Raw genomic sequence first — 26,274 nt, 5'->3', positions numbered from 1 at the left:
ATGATCATCACCCCGCTGTATTCGCTGGCCGGCGTGCTCGTCGGGCTACTCGTCGGGCTGACCGGAGTCGGCGGGGGATCGTTGATGACCCCGCTGCTCGTGCTCGCCTTCGGTTTCCACCCGGCGACTGCGGTCGGCACCGACTTGCTCTATGCCTCTGCCACCAAGAGTGTCGGCACCGTGGTGCATGGCTGGCGCGGCACCGTCGACTGGCGCGTGGTCGCGCGGCTGGCGGCGGGCAGTGTGCCCGCCACCATCGTTACCATCATCGCGCTGCATTATGCCGCCGAGAAACAGGATATGGGGCAGGCGATCTCCGCCATCCTTGGCGTTACGCTGGTCCTGTCGGCGGTCGCGACGGTGTTCCGGATGCGCATCGTCGGATCGCTGACACGGCTGTTCGGCAAGATCGGAACGGCGCGGCTCGCCTGGCTGACGGTGTTGCTGGGTGTGGTGCTGGGGGTGCTCGTATCGATCACCTCGGTCGGCGCGGGGGCGCTCGGCATGACCGCCTTGCTGATCCTCTACCCAAGCTTGCCGATCAACCGCCTGGTCGGCTCCGACATCGCCCATGCCGTACCGCTGACGCTGCTCGGCGGCTTTGGCCACTGGCTGCTCGGCTCGGTCAACGGCACCTTGCTGTTCTCGCTATTGCTTGGGTCTATCCCCGGAATCATCGTTGGCAGCTTGATCGCATCGCGCATATCCGACCGCATTCTGAGCCCGATCCTTGCGGCGGTGCTCGCCCTTGTCGGTTTAAGGCTGCTGTTTTGATGACGCGTCCCGGTTTCGCTTTTTCGACTCGTTTCAAGGTGCGCTACGCTGAAATTGACGGGCAGAAGGTTGTCTTCAACTCGCGCTATCTCGAATATGCCGATGTCGCGGTCAGCGACTTCTGGGAATGGACCGGCATTGGCGCGGCGCTCGGTGATGCTTGGACGCACACCGAATTTCATGTCCGCCGCACCGAGATCGATTATCTGAAGCCCTTCGTGTGGGGCGATACGATCGAAGCGTTCGTCCGCATCGCGCGGGTCGGCGGCTCGAGCCTGACGCAACGCTTCGAGCTGTGCCATGCGGAGACCGGTGCGTTGCACACCGTGATCGACATGGTGATCGTCAACGTCCACTTGCCCACCGGCAAGCCGCTGCCGATCAGCGATGCGGTTCGTGCCTATCTGGACACGCTGCCGACAGGCTAAGCCCGCGCTACTTCTGGAAGCCGACGGTCAAATCGAAGCGGATCCGCACCCACGCACCGATCATCGGCTTGCCGCCGATTCGCGGCGGCCGCACCCGGAATTGCCACGCCGCCAGCCGCAGCGCGCGCGCCAGCCCGCCGCCTGGCGGTGATTCATCCAGCGCGCGGCAATTCTCGACCCGATAATCGGGCGCGGTCTTGCAGGCGATCAGCGCCGAACCCGAATCCGCCTTCGCATAATCGCGGAGATATGGTGCCATCTCGGCCCTGCTCGGCTGCCCGTGTAACCATTCGGCATTGTACAGCGCCGCCCCGCCCGGCCCCTGGCCCGGGCCATAGGCTGCGACGCTATCCTTGCCGCTTCCAGAATCGTCGCCCTCGCCCTGATGCGCCGGAATTTTGCCAATGTCAGAAGCAGCGAATTCCTCGGAGCTCAACTGAATCAGCTTGGAGGGCACGGGGCTTTTCACCGGCGGCGGCGCGACGGGCGGCGGCGGTGCGGCCGAGGCGGTGGTCGTCTGCTTCTGCTTGTGCGCGACCTGGGTCTTCTGCGCCTGTTTGGAAACGACCGGGCCGATTGGCTTCACGTCGAAGGTGATGAGCGGCTTCTGCTTCTCGGTCTTGTGAAAGATGCCCGTGCCAAGCTGCAATAGCAGCAATGCCACCAGCGCCTCGACAACAAGTGCCAGCGCGATGCCGCGGAATCGTCCTTTACCCGACTCGGATCGATAGGACATGGCAGACATCGTGCCGCGCCTAGAGTGCGCCGTGCCGCACTGCAACCAGTTCGGCGTAACCTGAACGCTTTGTCATCCAGCGTCGGCGGGCGCGGTGGTCCATCCCAAAGCGGGGATCGTCATCGATCGTTTGCCCGACAGATCGGTCCGCGTCACCAGCAGGTTGCGGCCCTCAATATAGCCGATCACGCGCCGCGCACGCCCCAACGAACTGGTGCCATAGGTCTGCGCCACCGCCTCATCGCTCGGGCATGGCAGCCCCTCGCGCGCGGCCTTCGCCACCAACAGGAAGCAGCCAAGCATTTCGTCCGGCAGATCGCGCGCCAGCGCCAGCGCCTCGCCCCAATCGCCATCAAGCCCTTCGAAGATCCCCGCGCGCCCCGCCGCCAGCCGCCGCGAAAAGGCGGACGGGTCGAGCGGCGCGGGATGCACGCCGACCATACGGCAGCGCACCTGGAAATCCTGATACAGCACCGCCGCCGGGCGCGCGGTCGAATCGGCATCCGCGACGATCGCGCGCAGCACGTCACACACGATCTGCGCGAGTTCCTCGGGGTCGCGTTGCGGCACCTCGGGAACGGGATCGAGCGCGGCGACGGTTTCAATCTGCGCGAACACCGATTCGGCCGGGGCCGCGCGTGGCGGCGGCGGTGCCGGGCGCACCGGCTCTTCCATTTCCGCAAACAGGAATTGCCGCATGTCGCTGGCTTGCGCGTCGGGCAGCGGGATCAGCACGGGGCCGCCGCCACGCGAGCCGGTTTCGACCGCCCCGATCCGGATCGCCACCGGGCGGCGCGACACGGCAGGCCCCAGCGCGAGGAAGGTGCCGCGCGCGAGATCGCGGATCTGCTCCGCCTGCCGCCGCTCCATCCCCAGCAAATCCGCCGCACGCGCCATGTCGATGTCGAGGAAGGTGCGCCCCATCAGGAAATTGGACGCCTCGGCGGCGACGTTCTTGGCCAGCTTGGCCAGGCGCTGCGTCGCGATAATCCCGGCGAGCCCGCGCTTGCGGCCACGGCACATCAAATTGGTCATCGCGCCAAGCGAGGCACGGCGGACCTCCTCTGTCACCTCCGCCCCCATTGACGGCGCGAACACCTGCGCTTCGTCGACGACGACCAATGCCGGAAACCAATGGTCGCGCGGCGCATCGAACAGCGCCGACAGAAAGGCGGCGGCACAGCGCATCTGCCCTTCCATTTCCAGGCCTTCGAGATCGAGCACGACCGAGGTGCGATGTTCGCGGATGCGCGCGGCAAACCGGGCGACTTCCGTCACCGAATAATCCGCCGCCGTAATGGCGACATGGCCGTAGCGTTCGCCGAGCGTGACGAAATCGCCCTCGGGATCGATGATGATTTGCTGTACCTGCCCAGCGCTGCGTTCGAGCAGGCGACGCAGCAGATGCGATTTTCCCGAACCCGAATTGCCCTGCACGAGCAACCGCGTCGCCAGCAATTCTTCGAGATCGATCGGGACGGGCGCGCCGCCCGCGTCGAGGCCCATGTCGACTTGAAACGTCATCGCGGCCACATGGCCGATGCGGGGGGGCATGGGCAAGCACCATCGCGACGCCGACTTGCCGTGGCGCACCACTCCGCCATAGAAGTGGCGAAGAAAGGACGTGCATGAAGCAAATTCGGGGCTCGCGTCGTCAGCATAATGTTCCCACCATCACCGATGTCGCGGCGCACGCCGGGGTTTCGCCGATGACGGTGTCACGTGTCGTAAATGGCAAGGGCAGCGTTCGCCCGGCCACGCGGGCGAGCGTCGAATCCGCGATCGCGGCGCTCGGCTATGCGCCGAACGCCGCCGCGCGCGCGCTGGCGGGTGGCGAGGAAATCCGCATTTGCCTGCTGCACACCAACCCGTCATTGACCTATTTTAGCGACTTCCTGGTCGGTGGGCTCGATCAGGCGAGCCGCAGCAACGTGCAGCTCGTGATCGAGAAATGCGAAGAGGACGGCCACGAGGCGGCGACGATCGAACGGCTGTTGCAAGGGCGGATCGACGGCATAGCGCTCCCCCCGCCGCTGAGCGATTCGCCGGTGGTGCTGGCGGCGCTTGAAGGCCACGGCATCCCGGTGGTGGCGGTGGCAACCGGTCGCGCGCCCGATTGGGCCTTGTCGGTCAGCATCGATGATCGTCGCGCGGCCTATGACATGACGCGGCATCTGGGGGCGCTTGGGCACAAGCGGATCGGCTTTATTACGGGCGACCCGAAGCAGACCGCCAGTGGCGAGCGGCTGGCGGGATACCGTGCCGCGCTGTCCGACCTTGGGCTGGCCTTCGCGCCCGAGCTCGTCGGCCAGGGGCTGTTTACCTATCGCTCGGGGCTCGACGCTGCCGAACGTCTGCTGGATCTGACCGAGCGGCCGACCGCGATCTTTGCCTCAAATGACGACATGGCCGCCGCCGCCGTGGCGATCGCGCACCGCAAGGGGCTCGACGTGCCGACCGATCTGACGGTGTGCGGGTTTGACGATACCGTGCTGGCGACGACGATCTGGCCCGAACTCACCACCATCCGCCAGCCGGTGACCGAGATGTCGCGCACCGCGATCGAGCTGCTGGTGCGCGAAATCCGTACGCGCAATGCCAATGACAGCAGCGTCGATCATCCGCATGTACTGGCAGACTATGCGCTGATCCGGCGCGAATCGGATGCGCCGCCGAAATCGTAAAAAAGGGCGCTGACCGAAATCAGCGCCCCCTTTATGGATGGCTCGCCCCTTATCCGAATCGTTGTCATCCTACGACAGCAGGTCGTTTGAGGAAGGAGCGAAGGTCATGGACGTATCGGTTCTGGGAATTGATCTAGGCAAGAACAGCTGCAGCGTGGTTGGGCTGGATGCGACCGGCAAGGTCGTCGTCCGCCGACGGATGCGCCGCGACACGGTCATCACATACGCCGCAGGTCTGCCGGCTTGCGTCGTGGCGATGGAGGCCTGCTGCGGAGCTCATCACATGGGACGGGCGCTGGCACGACAAGGCCATGCCGTTCGGCTGATGTCGCCGGAATATGTCCGTCCATACGTTAAGGCGCAGAAGAACGACGACCGCGACGCTGAGGCGATCGCGGAAGCGGCAACACGGCCGACCATGCGGTTCGTCGAGTTGAAAACCGAGGAACAACTCGACATGCAAACGCTGCATCGCATCCGTGACCAGCTTGTCGGTGATCGCACCTCGTTGATGAACCAGATCAGAAGTCTTCTTCTGGAGCGCGGCTACATAGTCCCGCAAGGACGCGCAAAGCTTGCCGTCCGGCTGGGTGAGATGCTCGATGGTGACGAGCCAGTGCTGGGCTCTCGTATCCACCGGCTCGTCAGTGATATGCGTCTGCGCTGGATTGCCCTTGATGACCGGATCGCAGATCTCAATGCCGAGTTTACCGAGGCTGCCCGCTCGGATGAGCGAACGCGGCGCCTCCTGACTATTCCTGGTATCGGCGCGCTGAACGCGACGGCGCTGGTAGCTGCAGTTGGCGACGCTCGAACATTCGGACGGGGCAGGGATCTTGCCGCGTGGCTTGGGCTCGTGCCGCGTCAAGCAACGACCGGGGGTAAACCGCGATTGCTCGGCATTACCAAGCGCGGAAGCCGCTATCTGCGGAAAAACCTGATCCAGGGTGCCCGGGCATCACTACCGACGATGAGCAAGAGCGACACACGACTTGGCGCCTGGCTACGCGGCCTTTTGTCGCGTTCCCATCACAACACCGTCGTGGTGGCGCTAGCGGCCAAGATGGCGCGCATCGTCTGGGCGCTGCTGCGTCATGAGCGTACTTACGATCCAGCCGCACAAGCGGCGTGAACGAGATCAGCCGATGCACCTTGCACCGGCTGGATGATGTCTGCGGGAGGTAAGTGAAAGATGGCCTGACAGTCGACCGGTGACCTGGAACCCTATGGCTTAAAATGGCACTCGATGCCGGCCCCTTTATGAGGACCAGGACGCGCGGATCTCCATCTTGGCCAACGACCTCGCGTCGAAAGGCCGGATACGTTTTCGCAGACTGCTCAGAACATCAGACACAAACCGCTTGCCGACGGGGCGAGCCATACGTTTTACCCGCCAGGTGAAGGCGCTTATCCTTCCATCGCTTCCAGTTCGCGACCGCGCGTTTCCTTGACCATCGCCTGGACGAAGAAGAACGAGATGCCAGCGAACACCGCGTACCCAGTATAGGTGACCGCCAAGCCGGGCGACACCGCCAGCGACGGGAAGCTGACCGAGATCGCTGCATTGGCGATCCACTGTGCAAAGCCCGACACCGCCAGACCCGACCCGCGAATCTGGTTCGGGAACATTTCGCCCAGCATGACCCACATGATCGGGCCCCAGCTGAAGTTGAAGAACACGACGTAGAGGTTGGCCGCGACCAGCGCGATCACGCCGTTATTACCCGGCAGCGAGACCCCGCCGCCGGGCGCGGTGACAGCGGTCGAAAAGGCATACGCCACCGTCGCCAGCGTTACCGCCATGCCGGCCGAACCGATCAACAGCAGCGGCTTGCGCCCGATCTTGTCGACGAACGCGATCGTGAAGACGCACGCGCCGATCGACAGCACGCCCGACAGGATGTTGGTCTGCAGCGCATAATCCTCGGAGAAGCCGACCGCCTCCCACAGCGTCGCGCCATAATAAAAGACGACATTGATGCCGACGAGCTGCTGGAACACGGCGAGCCCGATGCCGGCCCACAGGATCGGGCGAATCTTGCCCGTGGTCTTGTCGATCAGGTCGGACAGGCGCGGCTTGTGATGGTCGGCGGCAAGGCTCGCGGCAATCTCGGCGACCTTGCGATCGGCCTCGTCGGATCCGAACAGCTTGGTCAGCACCGCGCGGGCGCGCTCGGTATGGCCTTTGACGACAAGGTAGCGCGGGCTTTCCGGGATGGTGAGGAGAGCCAGAAAATAGATCGCGGCGGGCAGCGCCTGCAGCCAGAACATCCAGCGCCATGCCGGAAAGCCGAGCCAGAAATGCGCGGTCGAGCCGCCCGCATAGCGTGCAAGCGCGAAATTGGCGACGAACGCGCCGGTCAGGCCGGTGATGATCATCACTTGCTGTACGCTCGACAAGCGCCCGCGGATCGACGCCGGGGTCACTTCGGAGATGTACACTGGCGAAATCACGCTGGCGGCACCGACGCCCAAGCCGCCGATGATGCGCGCGACGATGAACAGGATCGAGCTGCTGGCACCGCCCGCGAGCAGCGCGCTGACCAGGAACAGCACGGCGGCCCCCATCATCACCGTGCGGCGGCCATAGGCATCCGACAAACGCCCCGCGCCGAAGGCACCGATCGACGAACCGACCAGGATCGCGCCGACATTGATGCCGATGCCGAGCTTGCCCAGCTCGAACGCGGCCTCCAGCCCCTTTTGGGTGCCGTTGATAACGCCCGAATCATAGCCGAACATGAAGCCGCCGATCGTCGCCACCACGACGATCGAGGCAATGAAACCTATATTGACCCGTTGCAGGTCCGGTTGCGCCAGCGTTGCCATTGTCCGTCTTCCGCTCCCTATCGATTGTTATATTTTTGCCGAATGTGTCGCCATGCCAGCCACGCCGGGGTCGAAGGCGAACAGATTGCCCGCCTCGGGCTGCGCCGCCAATTCGGCGGCACTCAGGCCCTTGCGCGCAGTGGTCGCATAAGCCGTGCGCAGATCCGCGCCGCCAAAGGCGACCTTGGTAATGTTGGCGACCGGAAAGCGCACGGTCTCGATCAGCGTGCCCGCCGGATCATAATGCCGCACACCCCAGCCGCCGAACAGCGCAACCCACACGCCGCCCTCGGCATCGGTGGTCGATCCATCGGGATGGCCTTCGCCCGCCGCAATCTCGACGAACGGCGTGGGATCGCCCAGCGTGCCGTCGTCCCTTATCGGCACGCGCCACACCGTCCGCCCCAGCGTATCGGTATGATAGAGCGTGGTGCCATCGGGCGAGATCGCCGGGCCGTTGGTAATCGCAACCGGCGCGAGACCCGCATCGGCACACCCACGGTGATCGTGCCGGTACAGCCGACCGCTCTCCGCTTGCTCGCCATTGTCCATGCTGCCGAACCAGATCCGTCCGGCGGCATCGGTCGTCGCATCGTTCAGGCGGTTGCCCGGCATGTGAGGCTCGGGGTCGATCAGCGGCGTAAAGCTGCCCTCGACCGGATCGAAGCCGTGCAGGCCCGATTGCACCCCGACGACCATTCCGCCGCCCACACGCGGCAGTACCCAGCCGACTTCGCCCGGCGCGGTCCAGGATGACAGCGCTTCAGTCGCGGGATCGAACCGGAACACCAGATGCCGTTTGATATCGACACACCACAATGTCTGCGTGGCGACGTCCCACATCGGCCCTTCGCCGAGCGTTGCGCCGAGCGGCGCGATCGTGACGGGTGCGCTCGCCATCAGCGCCAGCCCGCGTCGACGAAATAATCGTGACCCGTGCACATATGCGCGTCGTCCGAGGCCAGGAACAAGGCAAGCGCCGCAACATCGACCGGCTGGATCCGCCCCGACAGGCACTGCGCCGCGACGATCTCGGCCTCGCCTTCGGGTGTGTACCAGCGCTGCTGGCGCGGCGTCTGCACATTGCCGGGCACGATCGTGGTGACGCGGATGCCGTCGCGCCCGAGATCACGCGCGAGGCCGCGCGTCATGCCTTCGATCGCGGCCTTGGCGGTCTGGTACAGCACGAGATCGGGCAAGCCCAAATGCCAGCTGATCGACCCGAAATTGATGATCACACCGCCGCCCGCCGCGCGCATGCCCGGCACCACGGCTTGTGCGGCGAAGAACAGATGGCGCAAATTGGTCGCCATCCGCTCGTCCCAATATGCGGGGGTCACCTCGTCAACGCTATGGCGATCGTCGCTCGCGGCATTGTTGATGAGAATGTCGATCCCGCCGAGATCCTCAGCAATCGCGGCGATCGCCGCACCCAACGCCGCTGGATCACGCAGATCGCAAAAGTGGAAGCGACCGGGGGCAAAGCGTTCGGCAATGTCCGCGCCCGCAGACTGGTCGACATCGATAAAGGCAACGTTGGCCTGTTGCTCGGCAAAGGCCTGGACCAGGCCTGCGCCAATGCCGCTGGCACCGCCCGTCACCAGCACCCGCTTGCCAACAAGGCTCGGGTAAATCGCACGCGTGCCGGTCACTTGCTCGTCTCCAACAGCCCGCGCCCGGCCAGATTTGCGATCAGCGCACGGATCCCGAAATCCCACGGTGCCGCATCGCGCGAGGTAACCACGCGATTGGTCAGCCGGCCGAGCCGATCGCTCGCGATCGTCACCCGGTCGCCAATCTTGTGGGTGAAGCCTCGGCCCGGTTCATCGCGGTCCTGCACCGGCGCGAACAGCGTGCCGAGGAACAGCGCAAAGCCATCGGGATATTGGTGTTCACTCAGCGTCTGGCGTACCAGATCGAGCGGGTCACGGCTGATCTGGCTCATGCTGCTGGTGCCCTCCAGCACATAGCCATCCTCGCCCTCGATCCGCAGCCGTACTTCGGCGCGGCGCACGTCATCGATGGTAAAGCCAGCGTCGAACACGCGCACCAGCGGCCCGAGCGCGCACGACGCATTATTGTCCTTGGCCTTGCCCAGCAGCAGCGCCGAGCGGCCTTCGAAATCGCGCAGATTGACGTCATTGCCAAGCGTCGCGCCGACCGCTTTGCCACGGCTGTCCACCAGCAAGGCGATTTCCGGCTCGGGATTGTTCCAGGTCGAGTCCGACCGGATACCGATCTCGGCATCGGGCCCGACGCTGGAAAGCACCGGGGCCTTGGTGAACACTTCGGCATCGGGGCCGATCGCGACTTCGAGATATTGCGACCACAGGCCGTCCTCGATCAGCGCCCGTTTGAGCTCAGCCGCTTCCGGCGTGCCGGGAACGACCGCGCGGATCGACCCGCCGACGCGCGATTCGAGCCGCGCGCGGATGTCGGCGGCAGCGGAGGAATCCCCGCGCGCGCGCTCCTCGATCACGCGTTCGATCGCCGAAAGCGCGAAGGTGACCCCGCACGCCTTCACGCATTGCAGATCGACCGGTGCCAGCAGCCGCGACAGATCCGCTCCAAACGCGCCCAGCGACACCCCGCCCGCCACGCTGAAATCCCCCGATTCGACCAAATCGGCGACCGTCGGCGCGCGCGCGGACATGTCGAACGCTTCGCCGCGCACAACCAAAATCGGGCTCGGCCCGGCATCGGTCGCAATACGACCGACAAACACGCCGTCTTGCCAATCCACCGGTAGCGCCGACGCGCTCGCGTCGTTCTCGCCCGCCATTAACCCCTCCACGCGACCCTCATCCTTGATAGCGTTACCTTGACGACCGCCCCGACGCTGTCAAGCACCGGGGCGGTCGGCTGGTGACGCCGATACTCATATCCTAACCGCTGTTAAATGAAGCGGTTGATCAAATTTTCGATTCGCTCCTGGCGGCCCGAACGCGGCTTGGGGTCGATCGCCTGTTCGACCGCCAGATCGGCGATAGCGGCGAGATCGAGCGTGCCGATCTGCTGGCCAAGATCGCCCTCCCATCCGGCATAGCGTTCGGCCTTGATCGCGTCGAGACGACCGTCTTCGATCAGCGCGGCGGCATTGAGCAGCCCCTTCGCCACCACGTCGATTGCGCCAACATGGCCATAGAACAGGTCGATCGCGTCCATCGACTGGCGCCGCACCTTGGCATCGAAATTGAAGCCGCCGGTAGTGAACCCGCCCGCGCGCAGGATTTCGAGATTGGCGAGCGTCAGTTCCTCGACCGAATTGGGGAATTGGTCGGTGTCCCAGCCATTTTGCGGATCGCCGCGATTGGCATCGATCGACCCGAAGATGCCGAGCGCCGCTGCGGTGGCGATCTCATGCTCGAAGGTGTGGCTGGCGAGGGTTGCGTGGTTCGCCTCGATATTGACCTTCACTTCATTCTCGAGGCCGTAACGCTTGAGGAAGCCGTACACTGTCGCGGTGTCAAAGTCGTACTGGTGCTTGGTCGGCTCGAACGGCTTGGGTTCGATCAGGATCGTGCCGGTGAAACCGATCTTGTGCTTGTGCTCGACGACGAGCGACAGGAAGCGGCCGAGATTGTCGAGCTCGCGCTTAAGATCGGTGTTGAGCAGCGTCTCATAGCCCTCACGACCGCCCCACAGCACATAGTTGGCCCCGCCCAGCCGGTGCGTGGCTTCGAGCGCGTCGCGCACCTGCATCGCGCCGAACGCGAACACTTCCGGATTGGGGTTGGTCGCGCCACCGGCGGCAAAGCGTGGATGGCTGAACAGGTTGGCGGTGCCCCACAACAGCTTGCGGCCCGACGCCGCCTGAAGCTGCTCGAGATGATCGACGGCTTCGGCGAAATTGCGGCGATGCTCGGCGACAGTGGTCGCATCGGCCATCACGTCGACATCGTGGAAGCAGTAATAGGGAATATCGAGCTTGGTGAAGAACTCGAACGCAACGCGGCGTTTATGCTCGGCGGCGGCGGCATCATTGGCACCGGCATGCCACGGACGGTTGAACGTACCCCCGCCGAACACGTCCGACCCCGGCCAGCAGAAGGTGTGCCAGAAGCAGGCGGCGAAGCGCAGATGGTCTTCCATCCGCTTGCCGAGCACGACCCGGTCCTTGTCGTAGAAACGGTATGCAAGCTCGTCGTCGGTGCCTGGGCCCTTGAAGGTGATCTGGGGAATATCGGCGAAGAAATCGGTGGCCATCGGGCGCTCCTTAGGGTCAATTGGAGTGAGTAAGGGGAGAAATCTGGGCGTAAGCGGCGCGAAACACCGCTTTCTTGGGCGCGAGCCGCGCCGCCAGCTCGGCATTGGGGGCAATGCGGTGCGACACTGGCGGAGCAACGCACACCTCAGCCGGGGTGCCGCCATCGACCGCAATCTGCGCCAGCCGCGCGGCCCCGAGCGCGGGGCCGACCTCGCCGCCCTGGAGATACACCAAGGGCACCTCCATCGCGGCGGCGAGCGTCTCGCCCCAGTAACGCGACCGCGCACCGCCGCCGATCACGGCGAGTTCGGCGACTTCGGTCCCCGCCTCGCGCAGCACGTCGAGCCCGTCAGCGAGCGCGAACGCCACGCCTTCGAGTACCGCTTGCGCGAGCCGGTTGGGGTCGCTGTCATTATCGAGCCCGACGAACGCGCCGCGCACCTGCGCATCGTTATGCGGGGTGCGCTCGCCCGAGAGATAGGGGAGGAAAATCTCGGGGCCGTTCGCCACGCCCGCCGCTTCGGCGCGCTGGAACACTTCGGCGGCACCACTGGCCCCGGTCAGCCGCGCGACCCAGTCGATGCACGACGCTGCGCTGAGGTGCACCGACATCTGGTGCCACATGTCGGGCAGGCAGTGGCAGAACGCATGCACCGCGCGCGCCGGATTGGGCCTGAAGCGATCATTGGCAACGAAGATCACGCCCGACGTACCGAGCGACAGCAATGCCTTGCCATCGGTTACGACGCCGACGCCCGCGGCCCCACCGGCATTGTCGCCAGCCCCGCCCGCGACAGGAACCTGCGATATGCCCCAGGCCTCGGCGATGTCCGCACGGAGCATCCCGGCGACATCGGTGCCCTCGACCAGGCGCGGCATCTGCGCTTGCGTCAGCCCGCAGGCCGCCAGCAGCGTATCACTCCACCGCCGCCCGGCGACGTCAAGCCACAAGGTGCCGGCGGAATCCGACATGTCGGACGCCTTCTCGCCGGTCATGCGCAGCCGGACATAATCCTTTGGCAACAAGACGGTGGCGACCTGTGCAAAAACCTCGGGTTCATGCCGCCGCACCCATTCGAGCTTGGGCGCGGTGAAGCCCGGCATCACGATATTGCCGCCGAGCGTGCGGAACTCGGGCGTCGTCGCTTCCAGTGCGGCGCATTCCGCGAACGAACGCCCGTCATTCCACAGGATCGCGGGGCGCAACGGCCGATCGTCGGCACCAAGCAAGGTCGCACCGTGCATTTGCCCGGCAAGCCCGATGCCGCGCACCGCACGGCGGACCGCCGGGTCGATCGCCAGCACCGCGGCACTGGTCGCCTTCCACCAATCCTCCGGGTCCTGTTCGGACCATAAGGGGTGCGGGCGCTGCACGCTGAGCGCAGCAGTGCCCTGCCCGACGACCACGCCGTGCGTGTCGAGCACGACCGCCTTGACGCCCGACGTACCGATATCGATTCCGAGAAACATTGCGGGCCTTATTTGACGAACGGATCGATCGGCTTGATCGTCCCGTCGGCGTTGAAGGAAAGCTCGGTCACCTTGACGTTGCGCAGGTGGTTCTTGTTGCTCAGCTGCGTGTCCGCATAGAACAGCCACCATTTGCCGCCGGTCTGGATGATCGAATGATGCGTCGTCCAGCCCTGCACTGGCAGCAGGAAGTGCCCGCGATAGGTAAAGGGCCCGTAGGGATTGGTGCCGGTCGCATAGTTCAGGAAATGCGTGTCGCCGGTCGAATAGGTGTAATAATAGTGCCCGCCGCGCTTGAACACCCACGATGCCTCGAAGAAGCGCCGGTCATGGTCGCCGCCCAGGATCGGCTTACCCTGTTCGTCGAGGATCACCGCATCGCGCGGCGTCTCGGCAAAGCTCTTCATATCGGCATTCATCCGCACGACCTTGCCGGTCAGCGCCGGCTGATCATCCTGGTGCAAATCGGTATCGCTGCCATTGGGATCGAAGGTGCCATTCTTCCAGCGCTGGAGCTGCCCGCCCCAGATGCCGCCAAAATACATGTAGCTCTTGCCGTCCAGGTCAGTGAACACCGCCGGATCCATCGAGAAGCTGCCCGCAATCGGCCTGGGCTCGGCCTTGAACGGGCCCATCGGGCTCTTTGAGGTGGCCACACCGATGCGGAACGTGCCCAGCCCGTTTTTGTCACGGGCTTTGTCGCGCGCCGGGAAATACAGATAATAAGTGCCGTTCTTATAAGCGGCATCGGGTGCCCACATTTGCTGCGACGCCCATGGCACCTGCTTCACATCGAGCGCGACCGGACCGACCGTGACGGGGCCGCCAATGCGATCCATCCGCAGCACACGGTAATCGTGCATCGCATATTCGTTGCCCAGATCATCGTCGGGAATGGCGGTCGGCACATCGTGGCTTGGGTAGACGTAAATCTTGCCCGCAAAGACATGCGCGGACGGGTCTGCCGTGTAGATCGATGTCACCAGCGGCTGCGACAGATATTTCCGGCCATCCGGGGCCCGATCCGGAATCCGATCCTGGGCAAGCGCCAGCGTGGCCACGCCACACATCATCACTGCCCCAATCACGCGATACGCCATCATTCCTCTCCCGATGCGCGTAACCGCGCTATGATGAGAGAGGTAGCGCTAACATTTGCACGACGCAAGCGCCGCGCGCGCGTGTCGGCGGGATAAGCGCGATTTGTTTCTGGACGTCGGGCGCGGAAAGCGCGATTGCCCTGTCAGAAGCACGCGAAGCACAGGGTGAATATGATGGCGGCGGGCACGGCGTGGTGAAACGCATTTTTCTCGGTGGCGTCCTCGCCCTTCTTGTTGGCCTGGCGATCTTTACGGGCTTTGCCTGGCGGCCTGCGATTTCCCCGATTGCTCGCCCGGCTGCCACGTCCTTCGCGCCCGCCCTCGTCGCCAAGGGCGCAGTGCTGGCGAGTGCCGGCTATTGCGCATCGTGCCATACCGCCAAGGGTGGTGCTGCGCTGGCGGGCGGCTATGCGATGGCCACCACCTTCGGCACGATCTATTCGACCAACATCACCCCCGATGTCGACACCGGCATTGGCGGCTGGTCCGAAACCGCCTTCCGCCGCGCTATGCATGAAGGCGTGCGGCGCGACGGCGCACATCTCTTCCCCGCTTTCCCCTATGATCATTTCACCAAGCTGACCGATGCCGATGTCGCGGCGCTCTATGCCTATCTGATGACGCAGCCTGCGGTGCGCGCCGAGGACAAGGCCAATGGCCTGCCCTTCCCGCTCAACATCCGCCTGTTGCAGGCGGGGTGGAAACTGCTGTTCTTCAAACCTGGCCGCTATGAGCCCGTCGCGACCAAGGATGCGACCTGGAATCGTGGTGCCTATCTCGCCGAAGGGATCAGCCATTGCGCAGCGTGCCACACGCCGCGCGGGGCGCTGGGGGCCGAGCGTAAGGACAAGGCGTATGCCGGGGCCGCGATCGACAATTGGATTGCGCCGCCGCTCGACAAGACCAACCCCGCGCCGATCGCGTGGAGCCAGGCCGAACTGGTCGCCTATCTCGGCACCGGGGTCAGCCTATATCATGGCACGGCGGCGGGGCCGATGGCGGCGGTGCCGCGCGGGCTTTCCCGTCTGCCCGCCGCCGATGTGGCGGCGATCGCCACCTATTTCACCAGCTTCAATGGCTCCGCCGCGCGCGCCGGGCAGGACGCCGCGCTGATCCAGAAGGCGCTCGCCACCGACCGTATCGGCACCGGCCTGCAATATGATGCGGGGACACGGCTGTTCACCGCCGCCTGCGCATCGTGCCATTATAATGGCGGCAAGGGCCTCAACCCGTTGCGCCCCGATCTGGCACTCAACAGCACGGTCCATCTCGATGATCCGACCAATCTGATCCGCGTCATCCTCTACGGCATCGACGCGAAGGACGGCGCGCCGGGCGTGGTGATGCCGGGCTTTGGCACCGGGTTCAGCAACGCCGATGTCGCCCGCATCGCCGCCTATCTGCGCGCGACGCGCACGACCAAGGCCGCGTGGCCCGATCTCGAACAGAAAGTCGCGGCGATCCGCGCGCAGGGCAAAGGCCAGGAGTGATGACCAGTTTCACGATCAACGGTCGCCCCGTTTCCACCACGCTTGAGGATGACACCCCGCTCTTGTGGGTGATCCGCGATGAAATCGGGCTGACCGGTACCAAATTCGGCTGCGGCATTGGCATGTGCGGGGCGTGCACGGTGCATGTCGGCGGGCGGGCAACGCGGTCGTGCATCACGCCGGTCTCTGCAGTCGACGGTGCCGATGTCACCACGATCGAAGGGCTCGACCCGAAGGGCGAGCATCCGCTGCAACAAGCCTGGCGCGCGATCCAGGTGCCGCAATGCGGTTACTGCCAATCGGGCCAGATCATGCAGGCCGCCGCGATGCTCAAGGATTTCCCCGCGCCGAGCGATGAAGACATCGATGCGGTGATGACCGGCAATCTGTGCCGCTGCATGACCTATGTCCGCATCCGCGCCGCGATCCGGCAGGCGGCGGGCACGCTCGCGGAAGGACCAAAGGCATGAGCCGCCTCGTCTCGACGGCGGAAGCCGCCCGCACCCCGCTCTCGCGCCGGGGTTTTCTCGTTGCCAGCGGCGCCGCAGGACTCGCCTTCGGCTTTTCGCACGTGCTGGCGGCGATCGATCCCGCCGTGCCCGGCGGCACCCCCGCGGCCCTCACGGGGCCGCAGTTTGAACCGTCGATCTGGTTCGGCATCGACGCCGCCGGCATCGTCACCGTCAACATCATCCGCGCCGAAATGGGCCAGCATGTCGGCACCGCGCTCGCCCGCATCCTCGCCGATGAGCTAGAGGCCGATTGGGACAAGGTCCGCATCGTCCATGTCGATACCGACCCCAAATGGGGCCTGATGGTCACCGGCGGGAGCTGGTCGGTGTGGCAGACCTTCCCGGTGTTCAGCCAGGCGGGTGCCGCCGGTCGCATCGCCTTGATCGAGGCGGGCGCGACGCTGCTCGGCACCAGTGCGGCCAATTGCACCGCGCGCGGTGGCGCGGTCCATGCAGGTGGCCGCTCGATTTCCTATGGTGACATTGCCAAGCGCGGCGGCGTCGCCCGCCAATTCACCCCTGACGAACTGAAGGCGCTGCCGATCAAGCCGGTCAAAGACCGTCGCCTGATCGGCAAGCAAGTCGCCGCGCTCGACATCGCGACCAAGACCGATGGCACCGCTCTATATGGCATCGACGCCAAGGTACCCAACATGGTCTATGCCCGGCCCAAACTGCCGCCAACGCGCTTCGGCTCCAAGGTGGTGTCGGTCGATGACAGCAAGGCCAAGACGGTGCGCGGCTATTTGCGCTACCTCGTCATCGAGGACCCGTCGGACACGGTGCCTGGCTGGGTGATGGTGATCGCGCAAAATTATCCCGCCGCGATCCGCGCCGCCGACCTGCTTCAGGTCACCTGGACCGCCGGGCCGGGCGCGACCACGTCTGAAAAGGACCTGCAAGCCCATGCCGCCGACCTGGCAGGCAAGGCCGAGAGCGGCGTCGCGCTCGACATCGTCAACGCTGGTGCCAAACCCGCCAATGCCGCCAGCACGCTGGAGCGCGTCTACACCACCAGCACCGTGCTGCATTTCCAGTTGGAACCACTCAACGCGCTCGCCTTCGAGAAGGACGGCCGCTTCGAAATCCACACCGGCAACCAATGGCAAAGCCTGATCCTGCCGACATTGGCCAAGGCGCTCGGCGTGCCCGAGACAAAGATTATCCTGCGCACCTATATGCTGGGTGGCGGCTTCGGGCGGCGGCTCAACGGCGATTATGCCGTCCCCGCCGTGCTCGCCGCCAAGGCGCTGGGTCGTCCGGTCAAAATGGTGCTGACGCGGCAGGATGATGCGCTGTTCGATTCGGTACGCTCGCCCTCGGTGCAGCGCGTGCGCATGAGCTTCGACAAGAACAATGCGGTGATCGCGATGGAGCATCACGCGGCCGCCGGCTGGCCGACGCAAATGAACGCGCCCGCCCTGCTCGCCAAGACTAAGAGCGGCGGGGCCTATGATCCCTTCGCCATTTCGGGCGCGGACCATTGGTATGAGGTCGGCCACCAGACCGTCCACGCCATCCCCAACGATCTTGCCAACACCACCTTCCGCTCGGGCTGGCTGCGCTCGGTCGGGCCGGGCTGGACCAATTGGGCCGTCGAAAGCTTCATCGATGAAGCCGCGCTGCAGGTGAAAAGCGACCCCGTTGCCTTCCGCCTGAAATTGCTGACCGGGGCCGGTCGCAATGCCGGGTCGGCTCCCAGCGCCATTGGCGGGGCGCTGCGCCAGGCCGAAGTGGTACGCCGCGCCGCCGCCCGTGCAGGCTGGGGCGAGAAACTGCCGCCCGATACCGCGCTCGGCATCGCCACCAGCTTTGGGCAGGAGCGCGATATGCCGACCTGGGTCGCCTGCGTCGCGCGCGTCCATGTCGATCGCAAGACCGGCGTGGTGCGCGTCGAGAAGCTGACTTTGGTCACCGATGCCGGGACGATCGTCGATCCCGATGGCGCGCTCGCACAGACGCAAGGGGCCGCTTTGTGGGGCCTCAGCATGGCGCTGCATGAAGGCACCGAGTTCGCCAATGGCTTGGTCAAGGACACCAATCTCGACACCTATCTGCCGCTGCGCATGGCCGATGTGCCCGAGCTCGACATTAGCTTTGTCGAAAGCGAGCACGTCCCCGTCGGCCTGGGCGAGCCTGCGACGACGGTGGTCGCGCCCGCAATCGGCAATGCGATCTTCGCGGCTGTGGGCGCGCGGGTGCGGCATTTGCCGATCACCCCGGCGGCGGTACTCGATGCGCTGGCGGGTCGATCGGCCTGAGCCGAACAGCCGACGCGAGACTGTCATACAGCGCGCTTAGGGCCAGTCGCAGTGGGATCGGGCCGGGGTACAGAGGTGGAAAGTCGTTTTCGACGCGCTTTGGGGCAGGCCCATCCTGCGGTGTTCACGGCGGTCGCCGGGACCGCAGGTTTCTGCGCCTATTTCGCGATGTACGCCTTTCGCAAGCCCTTCACGGCGGCGACCTTCGAGCTGGTGCCCGGCTGGCATTGGGTGCTCGATTACAAGATCGCGCTGATCGTCGCACAGGTGGCGGGCTATGCGCTGTCAAAGTTCATCGGCATAAAGGTCGTGTCGGAAATCGCGCCGCGCCACCGCGCCGCCGCCATCCTCGCCCTGATCGGGCTGTCGTGGCTGGCGCTGGTCGCCTTCGCGATCATCCCGGCCCCCTGGAACGTCGCCGCGTTGTTCCTAAACGGCGTGCCGCTTGGCATGATCTGGGGGCTGGTCTTTGGTTTCATGGAGGGGCGGCGCGTATCCGAGGTGCTTGCCTCGATGCTGTGCGCGAGCTTCATCCTGTCCTCTGGCGTGGTCAAATCGGTCGGCACCTGGCTGATGCAAAGCGAGCATGTCGACCGCTTCTGGATGCCCGCCGCGACCGGCCTGTTGTTCATGCCGCTGCTGTTCGTTTCGGTCTGGGTGCTGAGCGCGCTGCCGCCGCCCAGCGCGCGCGACGAAGCCGAGCGCATCAAACGCGCGCCGATGACCGGGGCCGAACGCCGCAGCTTCCTCAAAGCCTATGCGCCGGGGCTGATTGCGATCGTCGTCGCATATGTCCTGCTCACCGCCTTTCGCGATTTCCGCGACAATTTCGCCGCCGAGATCTGGGCGGCGCTCGGTTATGGCGGGAAGGCTGCGATCTTCTCGGCAAGCGAACTGCCCGTCGCGCTGATCGCGCTCGCGGGCATGGCGCTGGTGATCCTGGTGCGCGACAACCGCCGTGCCTTGCTCGTCATCCACATCATGATTGCGAGCGGTTTCGCGCTGCTTGGGGTCTCAACGCTCGCGTTTCAGGCGCATTTGATCTCGCCCTTTGTGTGGGTGGTGCTGTCGGGGTCGGGGCTCTATATCGCCTATAGCCCGATCAATGCGGTGCTGTTCGACCGGATGGTGGCGGCCAGCGGCCGGATCGCGAATGCCGGTTTTTTGATCTATGTCGCCGATTCGTTCGGCTATCTGGGCAGCGTGGCCCTGCTGCTGTGGCGCAATTTCGGGCAGCGCTCGCTCGACTGGCTGAGCTTCTTCATGGGCGGGGCCTATGTCACCAGCGTGGTCGGCACGGTGCTGACGCTGTTCGCCGCGCTGTATTTCTTCCGCCGCGCGCCGGAACAGCGTGCCGCTGAGACCTTGGCAGCGGTGCCGGCATGAGCGAAATCGACTCCTACGACGTCGCCATCGTCGGTGCCGGGATCGTCGGCCTCGCCCATGCGCTCGCCGCCGCGCGGGGCGGACGGCGCGTGCTGGTGATTGACCGCGATGCGCAGGCCAATGGCGCGTCGATCCGCAATTTCGGCTTCGTCACCGTTACCGGCCAGGAACAGGGTGCCGTCTGGCGGCGCGCACGCCGGTCGCGCGATGTGTGGATGGAGGTGGCAGGGCCCGCCGGAATCGCGGTCGAGCATCGCGGCCTGACAATGGTCGCCCAGCGGCCTGAGGCACGCGCAGTGTGCGAGGCCTTCCTGCAAACCGACATGGCGGAAGGGTGCGCCTGGCACGACGCAGCCGCCGCGCAAACGCTGCTCGGCCCGATCCGCCCGGCGACACTCGAAGGCGTGCTGACCAGCGCGATCGACATCCGCGTCGAATCGCGCACCGCCATCCCCAAGCTGGCGGCATGGCTCGCCGCGCATCACGGCGTCGAATTCTGGCGTGGCGTCGCGGTCCACGGTGTCGAGACCGGGCAGCTCGAGACTTCTGTCGGCACGATCCCCGCGCGCGCGATCATCGTGTGCCCCGGTGACGATCTTGCCACGCTCTTCCCCGACTCTCTGGCCGGAATCACGCGCTGCAAATTGCAGATGCTGCGTCTCGCCGACCCGGGCTATCGCTTGCCGGGGGCGATCATGTCCGATCTCGGCATGGTGCGCTATCTTGGCTATGCCGCCTTGCCCGAGGCGGCGGCGCTGCGGCAGCGGCTGGAGGCCGAACAGGCCGATCATCTTGCCAACGGTATCCATCTGATCGTCGTGCAAAGCGCCGATGGCAGCTTGGTCGTCGGCGACAGCCATCATTATGCCGCCACACCCGATCCGTTCAGCAAGGACGCTGTCGACGCCCTGATCCTCGACGAATTCCGTGCAGTATTCGGCCATGTCCCACCCGTGCTCGAACGTTGGACCGGCACCTATGCCTCCGCCGCCAGCCACAGCCGCGTCACGCGCCCGCTGCCCGGCGTGCAGGTGGTGACGGTAACCAGCGGCACCGGTGCCTCCACTGCCTTTGCCCTCGCCGAGGAAACGATCGCGGCGATTGCGGCGCAACACCAAGGAGCCGTTGCATGAGTTTTCCGATCAAGGCCGTGGTGCTCGATTGGGCGGGCACGATGATCGATCATGGCTGCTGCGCCCCCGTCATCGCGCTCCAGCGCGTCTTCGCCGATGCGGGCGTGGCCATCTCCGAAGACGAAGCCCGCGCCGATATGGGCCGCGCCAAGCGCGACCATATCCGTGCGATCCTGGCCAAACCCCGCGTGGCCGAGGCGTGGCAGGCGGCGCACGCGACGTCCCCCGCCGAAAGCGACGTCACCACTTTGCACGATGCGGTCGAACCGATGATGCGCGGCGCGGCCAAGGATTGCGCGGCACTGATCCCGGGTGCGGCCGAGCTCACCGCCACGCTGCGCGCGCACGGCGTGAAGATCGCCTCCTGCACCGGCTATACGCGCCCGATGATGGCCGACATCCTGCCGCTCGCCGCCGAACAAGGCTATACCCCCGATGTCGTGGTTTGTTCGGGCGAGACGCTGGAGGGCCGCCCCTCCCCGCTGATGCTGTGGAAGGGCCTGGTCGAACTCGGCGTATGGCCCGCCGCGGCGTGCGTGAAGGTCGATGATGCCACGGTCGGCATTGGCGAGGGCAAGGCAGCCGGAGCCTGGACGGTCGGGCTCGCCGCGTCCGGCAATGGCGTCGGCCTCAGCCATGATGCCTTGCTCGCGCTCGAACCCGAAGAGCGCGCCCGCCGCATCGCCGCCGCTGCCGCCGATCTGCACGCAGCAGGCGCGGATTATGTCATCGACAGCGTGGCCGATCTGTGGCCCGTGCTCGAAACCATCGCCCGTCGGATCGAAGCGGGCGAACGCCCCGCCGCATAAGGGCTAAGGCCTCGCTTTGCGGTGCGGGGGCGGCGCAGGCAGCAGGTTGAGCAACAGAAAGGTCGCGGCCGCGCCGACCATGCAGCTTGCTACCCAGCCGATCGGCCCGAACACGGCGCCCCACGCCGCGATCGCCATCACGAAATCGACCCCGACGCAGACCCACGCCGCGATGCGCAAACCGGTCGCGGCGCGCGGCGAACACCGTCGGCCCCAGCCGCGCTCGTGATGGCGATTGGTCGAGAGCGCAAACAGCATGAAGGCGATGAGCCCGAGCAGGAACGCCACGGCCTTCATCCTGCGAGCACCGTGGCGGCGGCGCGGGATCGTGTGCGACGAGGGTGCGCGCGATACCGCGCGACGGCGCGCGCCGCCCAGCCGAAGCCAGCGCCCACGGCAAGGAAGGTCAGATCGACCCCGGCCAGCGTCCAGTCCCCGCTGGCGATCGTCCGAGGCAAACCCCTGTCGGTCGCCAGCATGTCGAAGACGGGCAGGGCGAGCAGCAAGCCCGCCGTCAACCCCAGCAGGTCAACCCACGCCCGCGTCGGTTTGCGCAGGAAGGCGTAAAGCAGCAGCACGCCCCATATAGCGAACAGGACATTCACTTCCGCATCCGCACGCTGCGGCAGCAGCGGCGGCAACAGGCGATTGGCCCAGAGAAAGCCGACCATCGCCGCCGGAAACCCCGCGATGAACCCGACATTCAACCGCTCGACCAGCCGAAAACCGAAATGCGGCCGCGCGGGATCGGGCAGCTTCTCGCGCCGCTTGACCGTCCACAGCACCAGCCCGCTCGCCACCATCAGCGTGCCACCGATGCCGCACAGGAAATACACCCAGCGGATCGCGGTATCGGCGAAGCGCCCGGCGTGCAGCCCGATCATCGCGCCCGCCGTAACTTGCGCGCCACCCGGTGGCGGCGACGCCCAGATCAGGCGACCGCTGACGCCATCATAGCCAAGCTTTGGGGTGAAGTTGGACAGTGACGCCTGGCTGCTTCTCGCCAGCGTGACTCGCGCCGCCGCATCCCCGGCAAAGGTCACCAGGATCGCATCGACGGGCCCACCCAACCGCGCTTCTCCATCGCGTACCACCCGCGCCAGATCGACCAGCGGCGCCGCCCGCCCAGTCTGCGCCTCCACCGGAGCCTGCGGGTAAAGAATCCCGGCGAAGGTGCCGGTATCGCTATAATTGGCGACCACTGCCCACGGCATCAGCATCGTCGCCAGCGTGACCAGCCCGGTATAGGTAATCATCACATGAAACGGCAGGCCAAGCACGGCGGCGGCATTGTGCCCGTCCAGCCATGATCGCTGCCCCTTGCCCCGCCGCAACGTGAAGAAATCGCGGAAGATTTTCTTGTGCGTGATGATCCCCGTCAAAATCGCAACCAGCATGAACATCGCACACGTACCGACGATCCAGCGCGACCACAGCACCGGCAAATAGAAGAGGTCGAAATGGAAGCGGTAGAAAAAGTCCCCGCCGCGTGTCGCGCGTGCAACCACCGGGTGGCCAGCACCGTCAATCGTCGCAAAGGTCTCGCCACCGTCGCGCTTGGGCGGCGTGCCCGGCCCCGGCACCCAATAGACGCTTCCGCTCGCCGAGCGTGTGGTCGGCACGGTGATGAACCAGGAGTCGGCACCGGGCGCTTCCCGCATGAGAAAGGCTTGCGCGCCCCGCACGACCGTCAAAGGATCGGTAATCGCGGGCAGCTCGGGTTGCGCCCAGCGGTTCAGCGCCTCACGCCAATAGGCCGTGGTGCCGGTGAGGAACACGACGAACAACACCCAGCCGACCAGCAAGCCGGACCATGTGTGCAGCGTCGCCTGGCTCTGGCGGAACCCCGTCTTCACACCCGGCCCCATGCGTGGATCGACACAGCGGTGATCGCGGCCGCAACGATCCCCGCCAGCACGATCGTCCACAGCGCGCGCCAGCCACTGCGCGCGGCAAAGGCCCACATTGCGGTGACGGCGCAAATCGCGAAGGCGACGATCGTGGCGGCGAAGGTCGCCTGCGCGGGGCCAAAGGGCAGCACCCGCGCCAGCGCCATCGCCCACAGGCTGGCGACGGCATAGCCGCCCGGGATCGCGGCCACGACGCGGAGTGCCGTATCACCCCGTCGCCGCCAGGCGCGGGCGGCGTCTCGCTTGGGAAAAGTCGGACGTTGCGACACTGCCGCCCTCACCAGCGATAGGCGATCGTGCCTTGCACGGTGCGGCGGTTGCCATACCAGCACCAGGCATAATCGAGATAGCACGTCGTCACATACTTTTTGTCGAAGATGTTGGCGGCGTTCACCCCCAAGGTCAGCCCCTCGAGCCGCGGCGCAAGCCGACCGAGATCATAGCGCACTTGCCCATCGAACAGCGTGAAGCCCGGTGTGCTGACGCGCGCGGCCGTCCCGGCATAGATGCTGTCGACGTGCCGCACCGCCCCGCCAATGGCGAAGCCTTGCCACGCACCGTGGCGCGGTGCCCATTCGAGATTGGCGGAAACCCCGCCGCGCCCGACGCCGAGAATGCCATTACCGATATTGGCGGGATCGGCATCGGCAATCGTGCGCACCTTCTGCCGACTATAAGCAAGCTTGGCATTGAAATCGTAGGGCAGCGGCGCATTGGCCTCCACTTCGAAGCCGGTCGAGCGCACCTTGCCGCTTTGCAGCGCGAACAGCGAGTTGGGGATCGCGGTCAGCAAATTGGTCTGGTCGATCTGGAACCAGGCCGCCGTAACGAGGATCTTGGTGCCCGGCACGGTGTATTTCGCGCCAAGCTCGATCTGCTTGCCAAGCGACGGCTTGGCCTGGCGGAGCGTGCCATCGGCATTCTGCACGGTTCCGCTCTGCGGTTCGAACGAGGTCGAATAACTGGCATACGGTGCCAGCCCGAACGCGGTGGTGTACAGGACGCCCGCGCGATAGGTGAATTTCTGCGACGTCTCCGGCGCGGCGCTGCCCGAAGTCGTCCGCGCCCAATCCTGCCGACCGCTCAGCACCACGCGCAGCCCGCCCGTTGAAATCTCGTCCTGCGCGTAAAGGCCGGTCTGCGTCTTGCGCGGCGCAAGCACCCCGACCGTGCCGCCGGGCACCGTCTCGGGCGTTAGCGGCACCGCCATCGTGCCATACACCGGACGATACCCATCAAGCGGCGTCGCCGTGCCAAAGGCATAGACTTCGCGCGCGTGCCCGGCTTGATGGTCGACCCCCAGCAGCACCGCATGCGTCAGCGGCCCGGTCGTGAAACTGCCACGCACCTGATGGTCGAACACCCAGGAATCGCTGCGTTCGCGCGTCGCATAGGAAGCGCGGTCATACAGCGTGGTGCTGGTCGCGCTGTTGGTCAGCGATCCACTGGCGTAGACGATGCCAAGATTGGAGGTGGCGTGCTGATAGCGGCCCGACGCGCGGAAGCTCCAGCCCGATCCGAAATCATGGTTGAGGATATAAGTGCCCGCCACCTGCTCGCGCTTGAAGACATTGCCCGGCTCGCCGAAATCGCGCGTGGTCGGGATCTGGCCATTGGGATTGGCGAGGAAGGTGCCCGATGCCGGGAACACGCCGTACGTGCCGTTATACGGATCATGCGAATAGGCACCGAGCAGCGTCAAGCTGGTCGCGTGGCCCGCGCCGATCGTCACCGCGCCCGAGATCGCCTCGCGCTCGCGCTTGCCGAAATCCTGCTGCGTGTGTGCGCCGTTGACCGTGCCGTTGACGCGCCACAGGATCGACGCTCCGGCGCGCCCGCCAACATCGGCATCGGCACGGTACTGGTCATAGCTGCCGTAGCTGCCCGACACCGCGCCGTAAAAGTCACGGTCGAGCGGCAGCTTGCTCGACATCGCGACCAGCCCGCCGGGGCCCGACTGCCCATAAAGCACCGATGCCGGGCCCTTCACCACCTCGATCCGGTCGAGCCGCGACACGTCGATCTGCGGCGCAAGATACCCCGCGCCCTCGATCAGTTTCAATCCATCGAGAAATTGCGGCGCGTCGAAACCGCGCAGCTTGAACTGGTCATAGACCTCGGCGCTCGATCCGCGCTGTTCGGTGGTTGCACCCGCCACGAAGCGCAGCGCCTGGTTGAGGTTCTGCAGCCCGAGATCGGCAATGTCGGCTGCACTGATGACGCTGATCGACTGCGGCGTCTCGGCGATCGGGGCGGCGCTCTTGGTGCCTGCGGACGCCTCGGTGCGCGGACGCTGGCCGGTCACCACAATCGTGCCGTCCTCCAAATCGGCCTGATTCTGCGCCAAAGCCGGGCTGCCGATCACCGCGGTGCCAAGGAGGAGGGCCGATACCAAATGCTGCTTCACTGCGAATCCCTTTTTTATCGAGGGCTGCGCAATGTCTCTTTTGCGATCGATTATCAATAGCAATTATGCAGAAAACGTGGCTCGGCTGTTGCCGTTGCCCGGTGGGGGCAGGCCTGCGCCTTCCCCCACCGTTCGCGC

The 26,274-nt window shown here is 65.5% G+C and carries 23 protein-coding genes; 10 read left to right on the top strand and 13 right to left on the bottom strand.

What is annotated here, in order from left to right; all coding sequences use genetic code 11:
- Entirely contained in the window at positions 1–774 is a 774-nt protein-coding gene (locus tag H4W01_RS01290; RefSeq protein ID WP_010406625.1) for a sulfite exporter TauE/SafE family protein, read from the top strand.
- A complete protein-coding gene (locus tag H4W01_RS01285) occupies positions 774–1,202 on the top strand; it encodes an acyl-CoA thioesterase (RefSeq protein WP_209609567.1) in 429 nt (142 codons plus the stop codon). The genes H4W01_RS01290 and H4W01_RS01285 overlap by 1 nt, the downstream gene beginning before the upstream one ends.
- Before the next feature lie 7 nt (positions 1,203–1,209).
- Here H4W01_RS01285 and H4W01_RS01280 read toward each other — a convergent pair whose 3' ends face one another.
- Together H4W01_RS01280 and H4W01_RS01275 are read right to left on the bottom strand one after the other, a co-directional pair.
- Positions 1,210–1,938, bottom strand: coding sequence for a hypothetical protein (locus H4W01_RS01280; RefSeq protein ID WP_010406622.1), 729 nt, complete (start codon positions 1,936–1,938; stop codon positions 1,210–1,212).
- Between the two features lie 72 nt (positions 1,939–2,010).
- A complete protein-coding gene (locus H4W01_RS01275) occupies positions 2,011–3,462 on the bottom strand; it encodes a helicase HerA domain-containing protein (protein ID WP_209613197.1) in 1,452 nt (483 codons plus the stop codon).
- A gap of 104 nt (positions 3,463–3,566) precedes the next feature.
- Here H4W01_RS01275 and H4W01_RS01270 point away from each other — a divergent pair, with 104 nt between their 5' ends.
- Both H4W01_RS01270 and H4W01_RS01265 read left to right on the top strand, forming a co-directional pair.
- Positions 3,567–4,622, top strand: coding sequence for a LacI family DNA-binding transcriptional regulator (locus tag H4W01_RS01270; protein ID WP_209609566.1), 1,056 nt, complete (start codon positions 3,567–3,569; stop codon positions 4,620–4,622).
- A gap of 106 nt (positions 4,623–4,728) precedes the next feature.
- Complete coding sequence (locus H4W01_RS01265) at positions 4,729–5,754, top strand: IS110 family transposase (protein ID WP_159513066.1); 1,026 nt, start codon at positions 4,729–4,731, stop codon at positions 5,752–5,754.
- Positions 5,755–6,029: 275 nt separating this feature from the next.
- On the opposite strand, the gene H4W01_RS01260 is transcribed toward H4W01_RS01265, so the two are convergent.
- The 7 genes from H4W01_RS01260 to H4W01_RS01230 all read right to left on the bottom strand — a co-directional run bounded on the left by H4W01_RS01260 (position 6,030) and on the right by H4W01_RS01230 (position 14,228).
- Complete coding sequence (locus tag H4W01_RS01260; RefSeq protein ID WP_435804048.1) at positions 6,030–7,451, bottom strand: sugar porter family MFS transporter; 1,422 nt, start codon at positions 7,449–7,451, stop codon at positions 6,030–6,032.
- A 27-nt stretch (positions 7,452–7,478) separates the two neighbouring features.
- Entirely contained in the window at positions 7,479–8,351 is an 873-nt protein-coding gene (locus H4W01_RS01255) for an SMP-30/gluconolactonase/LRE family protein (RefSeq protein WP_209609565.1), read from the bottom strand.
- Positions 8,351–9,103 carry an SDR family NAD(P)-dependent oxidoreductase gene (locus tag H4W01_RS01250; protein WP_209609564.1) on the bottom strand — a complete coding sequence of 251 codons (753 nt, stop codon included), beginning with the start codon at positions 9,101–9,103 and terminating at the stop codon, positions 8,351–8,353. The genes H4W01_RS01255 and H4W01_RS01250 overlap by 1 nt, the downstream gene beginning before the upstream one ends.
- Positions 9,100–10,233 carry a fumarylacetoacetate hydrolase family protein gene (locus H4W01_RS01245; RefSeq protein ID WP_209609563.1) on the bottom strand — a complete coding sequence of 378 codons (1,134 nt, stop codon included), beginning with the start codon at positions 10,231–10,233 and terminating at the stop codon, positions 9,100–9,102. Before H4W01_RS01245 ends, H4W01_RS01250 begins: the two co-directional genes overlap by 4 nt.
- Positions 10,234–10,346: 113 nt before the next feature.
- Positions 10,347–11,657 carry a xylose isomerase gene (gene xylA, locus H4W01_RS01240; RefSeq protein ID WP_010406610.1) on the bottom strand — a complete coding sequence of 437 codons (1,311 nt, stop codon included), beginning with the start codon at positions 11,655–11,657 and terminating at the stop codon, positions 10,347–10,349.
- A gap of 16 nt (positions 11,658–11,673) precedes the next feature.
- Positions 11,674–13,128, bottom strand: coding sequence for a xylulokinase (xylB, locus tag H4W01_RS01235; protein ID WP_209609562.1), 1,455 nt, complete (start codon positions 13,126–13,128; stop codon positions 11,674–11,676).
- Between the two features lie 8 nt (positions 13,129–13,136).
- Entirely contained in the window at positions 13,137–14,228 is a 1,092-nt protein-coding gene (locus tag H4W01_RS01230; RefSeq protein WP_209609561.1) for a glycoside hydrolase family 43 protein, read from the bottom strand.
- 194 nt (positions 14,229–14,422) lie between these two features.
- On the opposite strand from H4W01_RS01230, the gene H4W01_RS01225 reads away from it, so the two are divergent.
- The 6 genes from H4W01_RS01225 to phnX all read left to right on the top strand — a co-directional run bounded on the left by H4W01_RS01225 (position 14,423) and on the right by phnX (position 21,819).
- Positions 14,423–15,718, top strand: a complete 1,296-nt coding sequence (locus H4W01_RS01225) for a c-type cytochrome (RefSeq protein ID WP_334685107.1) — start codon at positions 14,423–14,425, stop codon at positions 15,716–15,718.
- Entirely contained in the window at positions 15,718–16,188 is a 471-nt protein-coding gene (locus H4W01_RS01220; RefSeq protein WP_334685106.1) for a (2Fe-2S)-binding protein, read from the top strand. The genes H4W01_RS01225 and H4W01_RS01220 overlap by 1 nt, the downstream gene beginning before the upstream one ends.
- Positions 16,185–18,491 carry a xanthine dehydrogenase family protein molybdopterin-binding subunit gene (locus H4W01_RS01215; protein ID WP_209609558.1) on the top strand — a complete coding sequence of 769 codons (2,307 nt, stop codon included), beginning with the start codon at positions 16,185–16,187 and terminating at the stop codon, positions 18,489–18,491. Before H4W01_RS01220 ends, H4W01_RS01215 begins: the two co-directional genes overlap by 4 nt.
- Before the next feature lie 75 nt (positions 18,492–18,566).
- Positions 18,567–19,877 (top strand): DUF5690 family protein, encoded by a 1,311-nt coding sequence (locus H4W01_RS01210; protein WP_334685105.1) that lies wholly within the window; start codon positions 18,567–18,569, stop codon positions 19,875–19,877.
- Complete coding sequence (locus tag H4W01_RS01205; RefSeq protein WP_209609557.1) at positions 19,874–21,010, top strand: TIGR03364 family FAD-dependent oxidoreductase; 1,137 nt, start codon at positions 19,874–19,876, stop codon at positions 21,008–21,010. Before H4W01_RS01210 ends, H4W01_RS01205 begins: the two co-directional genes overlap by 4 nt.
- Positions 21,007–21,819 (top strand): phosphonoacetaldehyde hydrolase, encoded by an 813-nt coding sequence (phnX, locus tag H4W01_RS01200; RefSeq protein WP_209609556.1) that lies wholly within the window; start codon positions 21,007–21,009, stop codon positions 21,817–21,819. The genes H4W01_RS01205 and phnX overlap by 4 nt, the downstream gene beginning before the upstream one ends.
- Before the next feature lie 3 nt (positions 21,820–21,822).
- Here phnX and H4W01_RS01195 read toward each other — a convergent pair whose 3' ends face one another.
- The 4 genes from H4W01_RS01195 to H4W01_RS01180 form a co-directional block, all read right to left on the bottom strand.
- The gene (locus H4W01_RS01195; protein WP_209609555.1) at positions 21,823–22,107 is read right to left on the bottom strand and encodes a DUF3325 domain-containing protein; all 285 of its coding nucleotides are present in this window, start codon (positions 22,105–22,107) and stop codon (positions 21,823–21,825) included.
- A gap of 5 nt (positions 22,108–22,112) precedes the next feature.
- Positions 22,113–23,675: a PepSY-associated TM helix domain-containing protein gene (locus tag H4W01_RS01190; protein WP_209609554.1), complete on the bottom strand. Its 1,563-nt coding sequence runs from the start codon at positions 23,673–23,675 to the stop codon at positions 22,113–22,115.
- The gene (locus H4W01_RS01185; RefSeq protein WP_334685104.1) at positions 23,672–23,920 is read right to left on the bottom strand and encodes a hypothetical protein; all 249 of its coding nucleotides are present in this window, start codon (positions 23,918–23,920) and stop codon (positions 23,672–23,674) included. The genes H4W01_RS01190 and H4W01_RS01185 overlap by 4 nt, the downstream gene beginning before the upstream one ends.
- A gap of 86 nt (positions 23,921–24,006) precedes the next feature.
- On the bottom strand, positions 24,007–26,136 hold the full coding sequence (locus H4W01_RS01180) for a TonB-dependent siderophore receptor (RefSeq protein WP_209609552.1): 2,130 nt from the start codon (positions 26,134–26,136) through the stop codon (positions 24,007–24,009).
- Positions 26,137–26,274 lie beyond the last annotated feature (138 nt).

It is taken from the genome of Sphingomonas sp. PL20, assembly GCF_017875905.1.
GTDB lineage: Bacteria > Pseudomonadota > Alphaproteobacteria > Sphingomonadales > Sphingomonadaceae > Sphingomonas > Sphingomonas echinoides.
The sequence above is the reverse complement of the archived record's forward strand: the minus strand, read 5'-3'. Positions and strand labels throughout refer to the sequence as shown.

What these genes read in the sequence shown, in the direction of transcription:
- H4W01_RS01260 (WP_435804048.1), bottom strand. Translation starts at nt 7,451, where the DNA reads ATGGCAACGCTGGCGCAACCGGACCTGCAACGGGTCAATATAGGTTTC.
- phnX (WP_209609556.1), top strand. Translation starts at nt 21,007, where the DNA reads ATGAGTTTTCCGATCAAGGCCGTGGTGCTCGATTGGGCGGGCACGATG.
- xylB (WP_209609562.1), bottom strand. Translation starts at nt 13,128, where the DNA reads ATGTTTCTCGGAATCGATATCGGTACGTCGGGCGTCAAGGCGGTCGTG.
- H4W01_RS01265 (WP_159513066.1), top strand. Translation starts at nt 4,729, where the DNA reads ATGGACGTATCGGTTCTGGGAATTGATCTAGGCAAGAACAGCTGCAGC.
- xylA (WP_010406610.1), bottom strand. Translation starts at nt 11,657, where the DNA reads ATGGCCACCGATTTCTTCGCCGATATTCCCCAGATCACCTTCAAGGGC.
- H4W01_RS01245 (WP_209609563.1), bottom strand. Translation starts at nt 10,233, where the DNA reads ATGGCGGGCGAGAACGACGCGAGCGCGTCGGCGCTACCGGTGGATTGG.
- H4W01_RS01230 (WP_209609561.1), bottom strand. Translation starts at nt 14,228, where the DNA reads ATGGCGTATCGCGTGATTGGGGCAGTGATGATGTGTGGCGTGGCCACG.
- H4W01_RS01280 (WP_010406622.1), bottom strand. Translation starts at nt 1,938, where the DNA reads ATGTCCTATCGATCCGAGTCGGGTAAAGGACGATTCCGCGGCATCGCG.
- H4W01_RS01270 (WP_209609566.1), top strand. Translation starts at nt 3,567, where the DNA reads ATGAAGCAAATTCGGGGCTCGCGTCGTCAGCATAATGTTCCCACCATC.
- H4W01_RS01275 (WP_209613197.1), bottom strand. Translation starts at nt 3,462, where the DNA reads ATGACGTTTCAAGTCGACATGGGCCTCGACGCGGGCGGCGCGCCCGTC.
- H4W01_RS01290 (WP_010406625.1), top strand. Translation starts at nt 1, where the DNA reads ATGATCATCACCCCGCTGTATTCGCTGGCCGGCGTGCTCGTCGGGCTA.
- H4W01_RS01205 (WP_209609557.1), top strand. Translation starts at nt 19,874, where the DNA reads ATGAGCGAAATCGACTCCTACGACGTCGCCATCGTCGGTGCCGGGATC.
- H4W01_RS01285 (WP_209609567.1), top strand. Translation starts at nt 774, where the DNA reads ATGACGCGTCCCGGTTTCGCTTTTTCGACTCGTTTCAAGGTGCGCTAC.
- H4W01_RS01255 (WP_209609565.1), bottom strand. Translation starts at nt 8,351, where the DNA reads ATGGCGAGCGCACCCGTCACGATCGCGCCGCTCGGCGCAACGCTCGGC.
- H4W01_RS01215 (WP_209609558.1), top strand. Translation starts at nt 16,185, where the DNA reads ATGAGCCGCCTCGTCTCGACGGCGGAAGCCGCCCGCACCCCGCTCTCG.
- H4W01_RS01220 (WP_334685106.1), top strand. Translation starts at nt 15,718, where the DNA reads ATGACCAGTTTCACGATCAACGGTCGCCCCGTTTCCACCACGCTTGAG.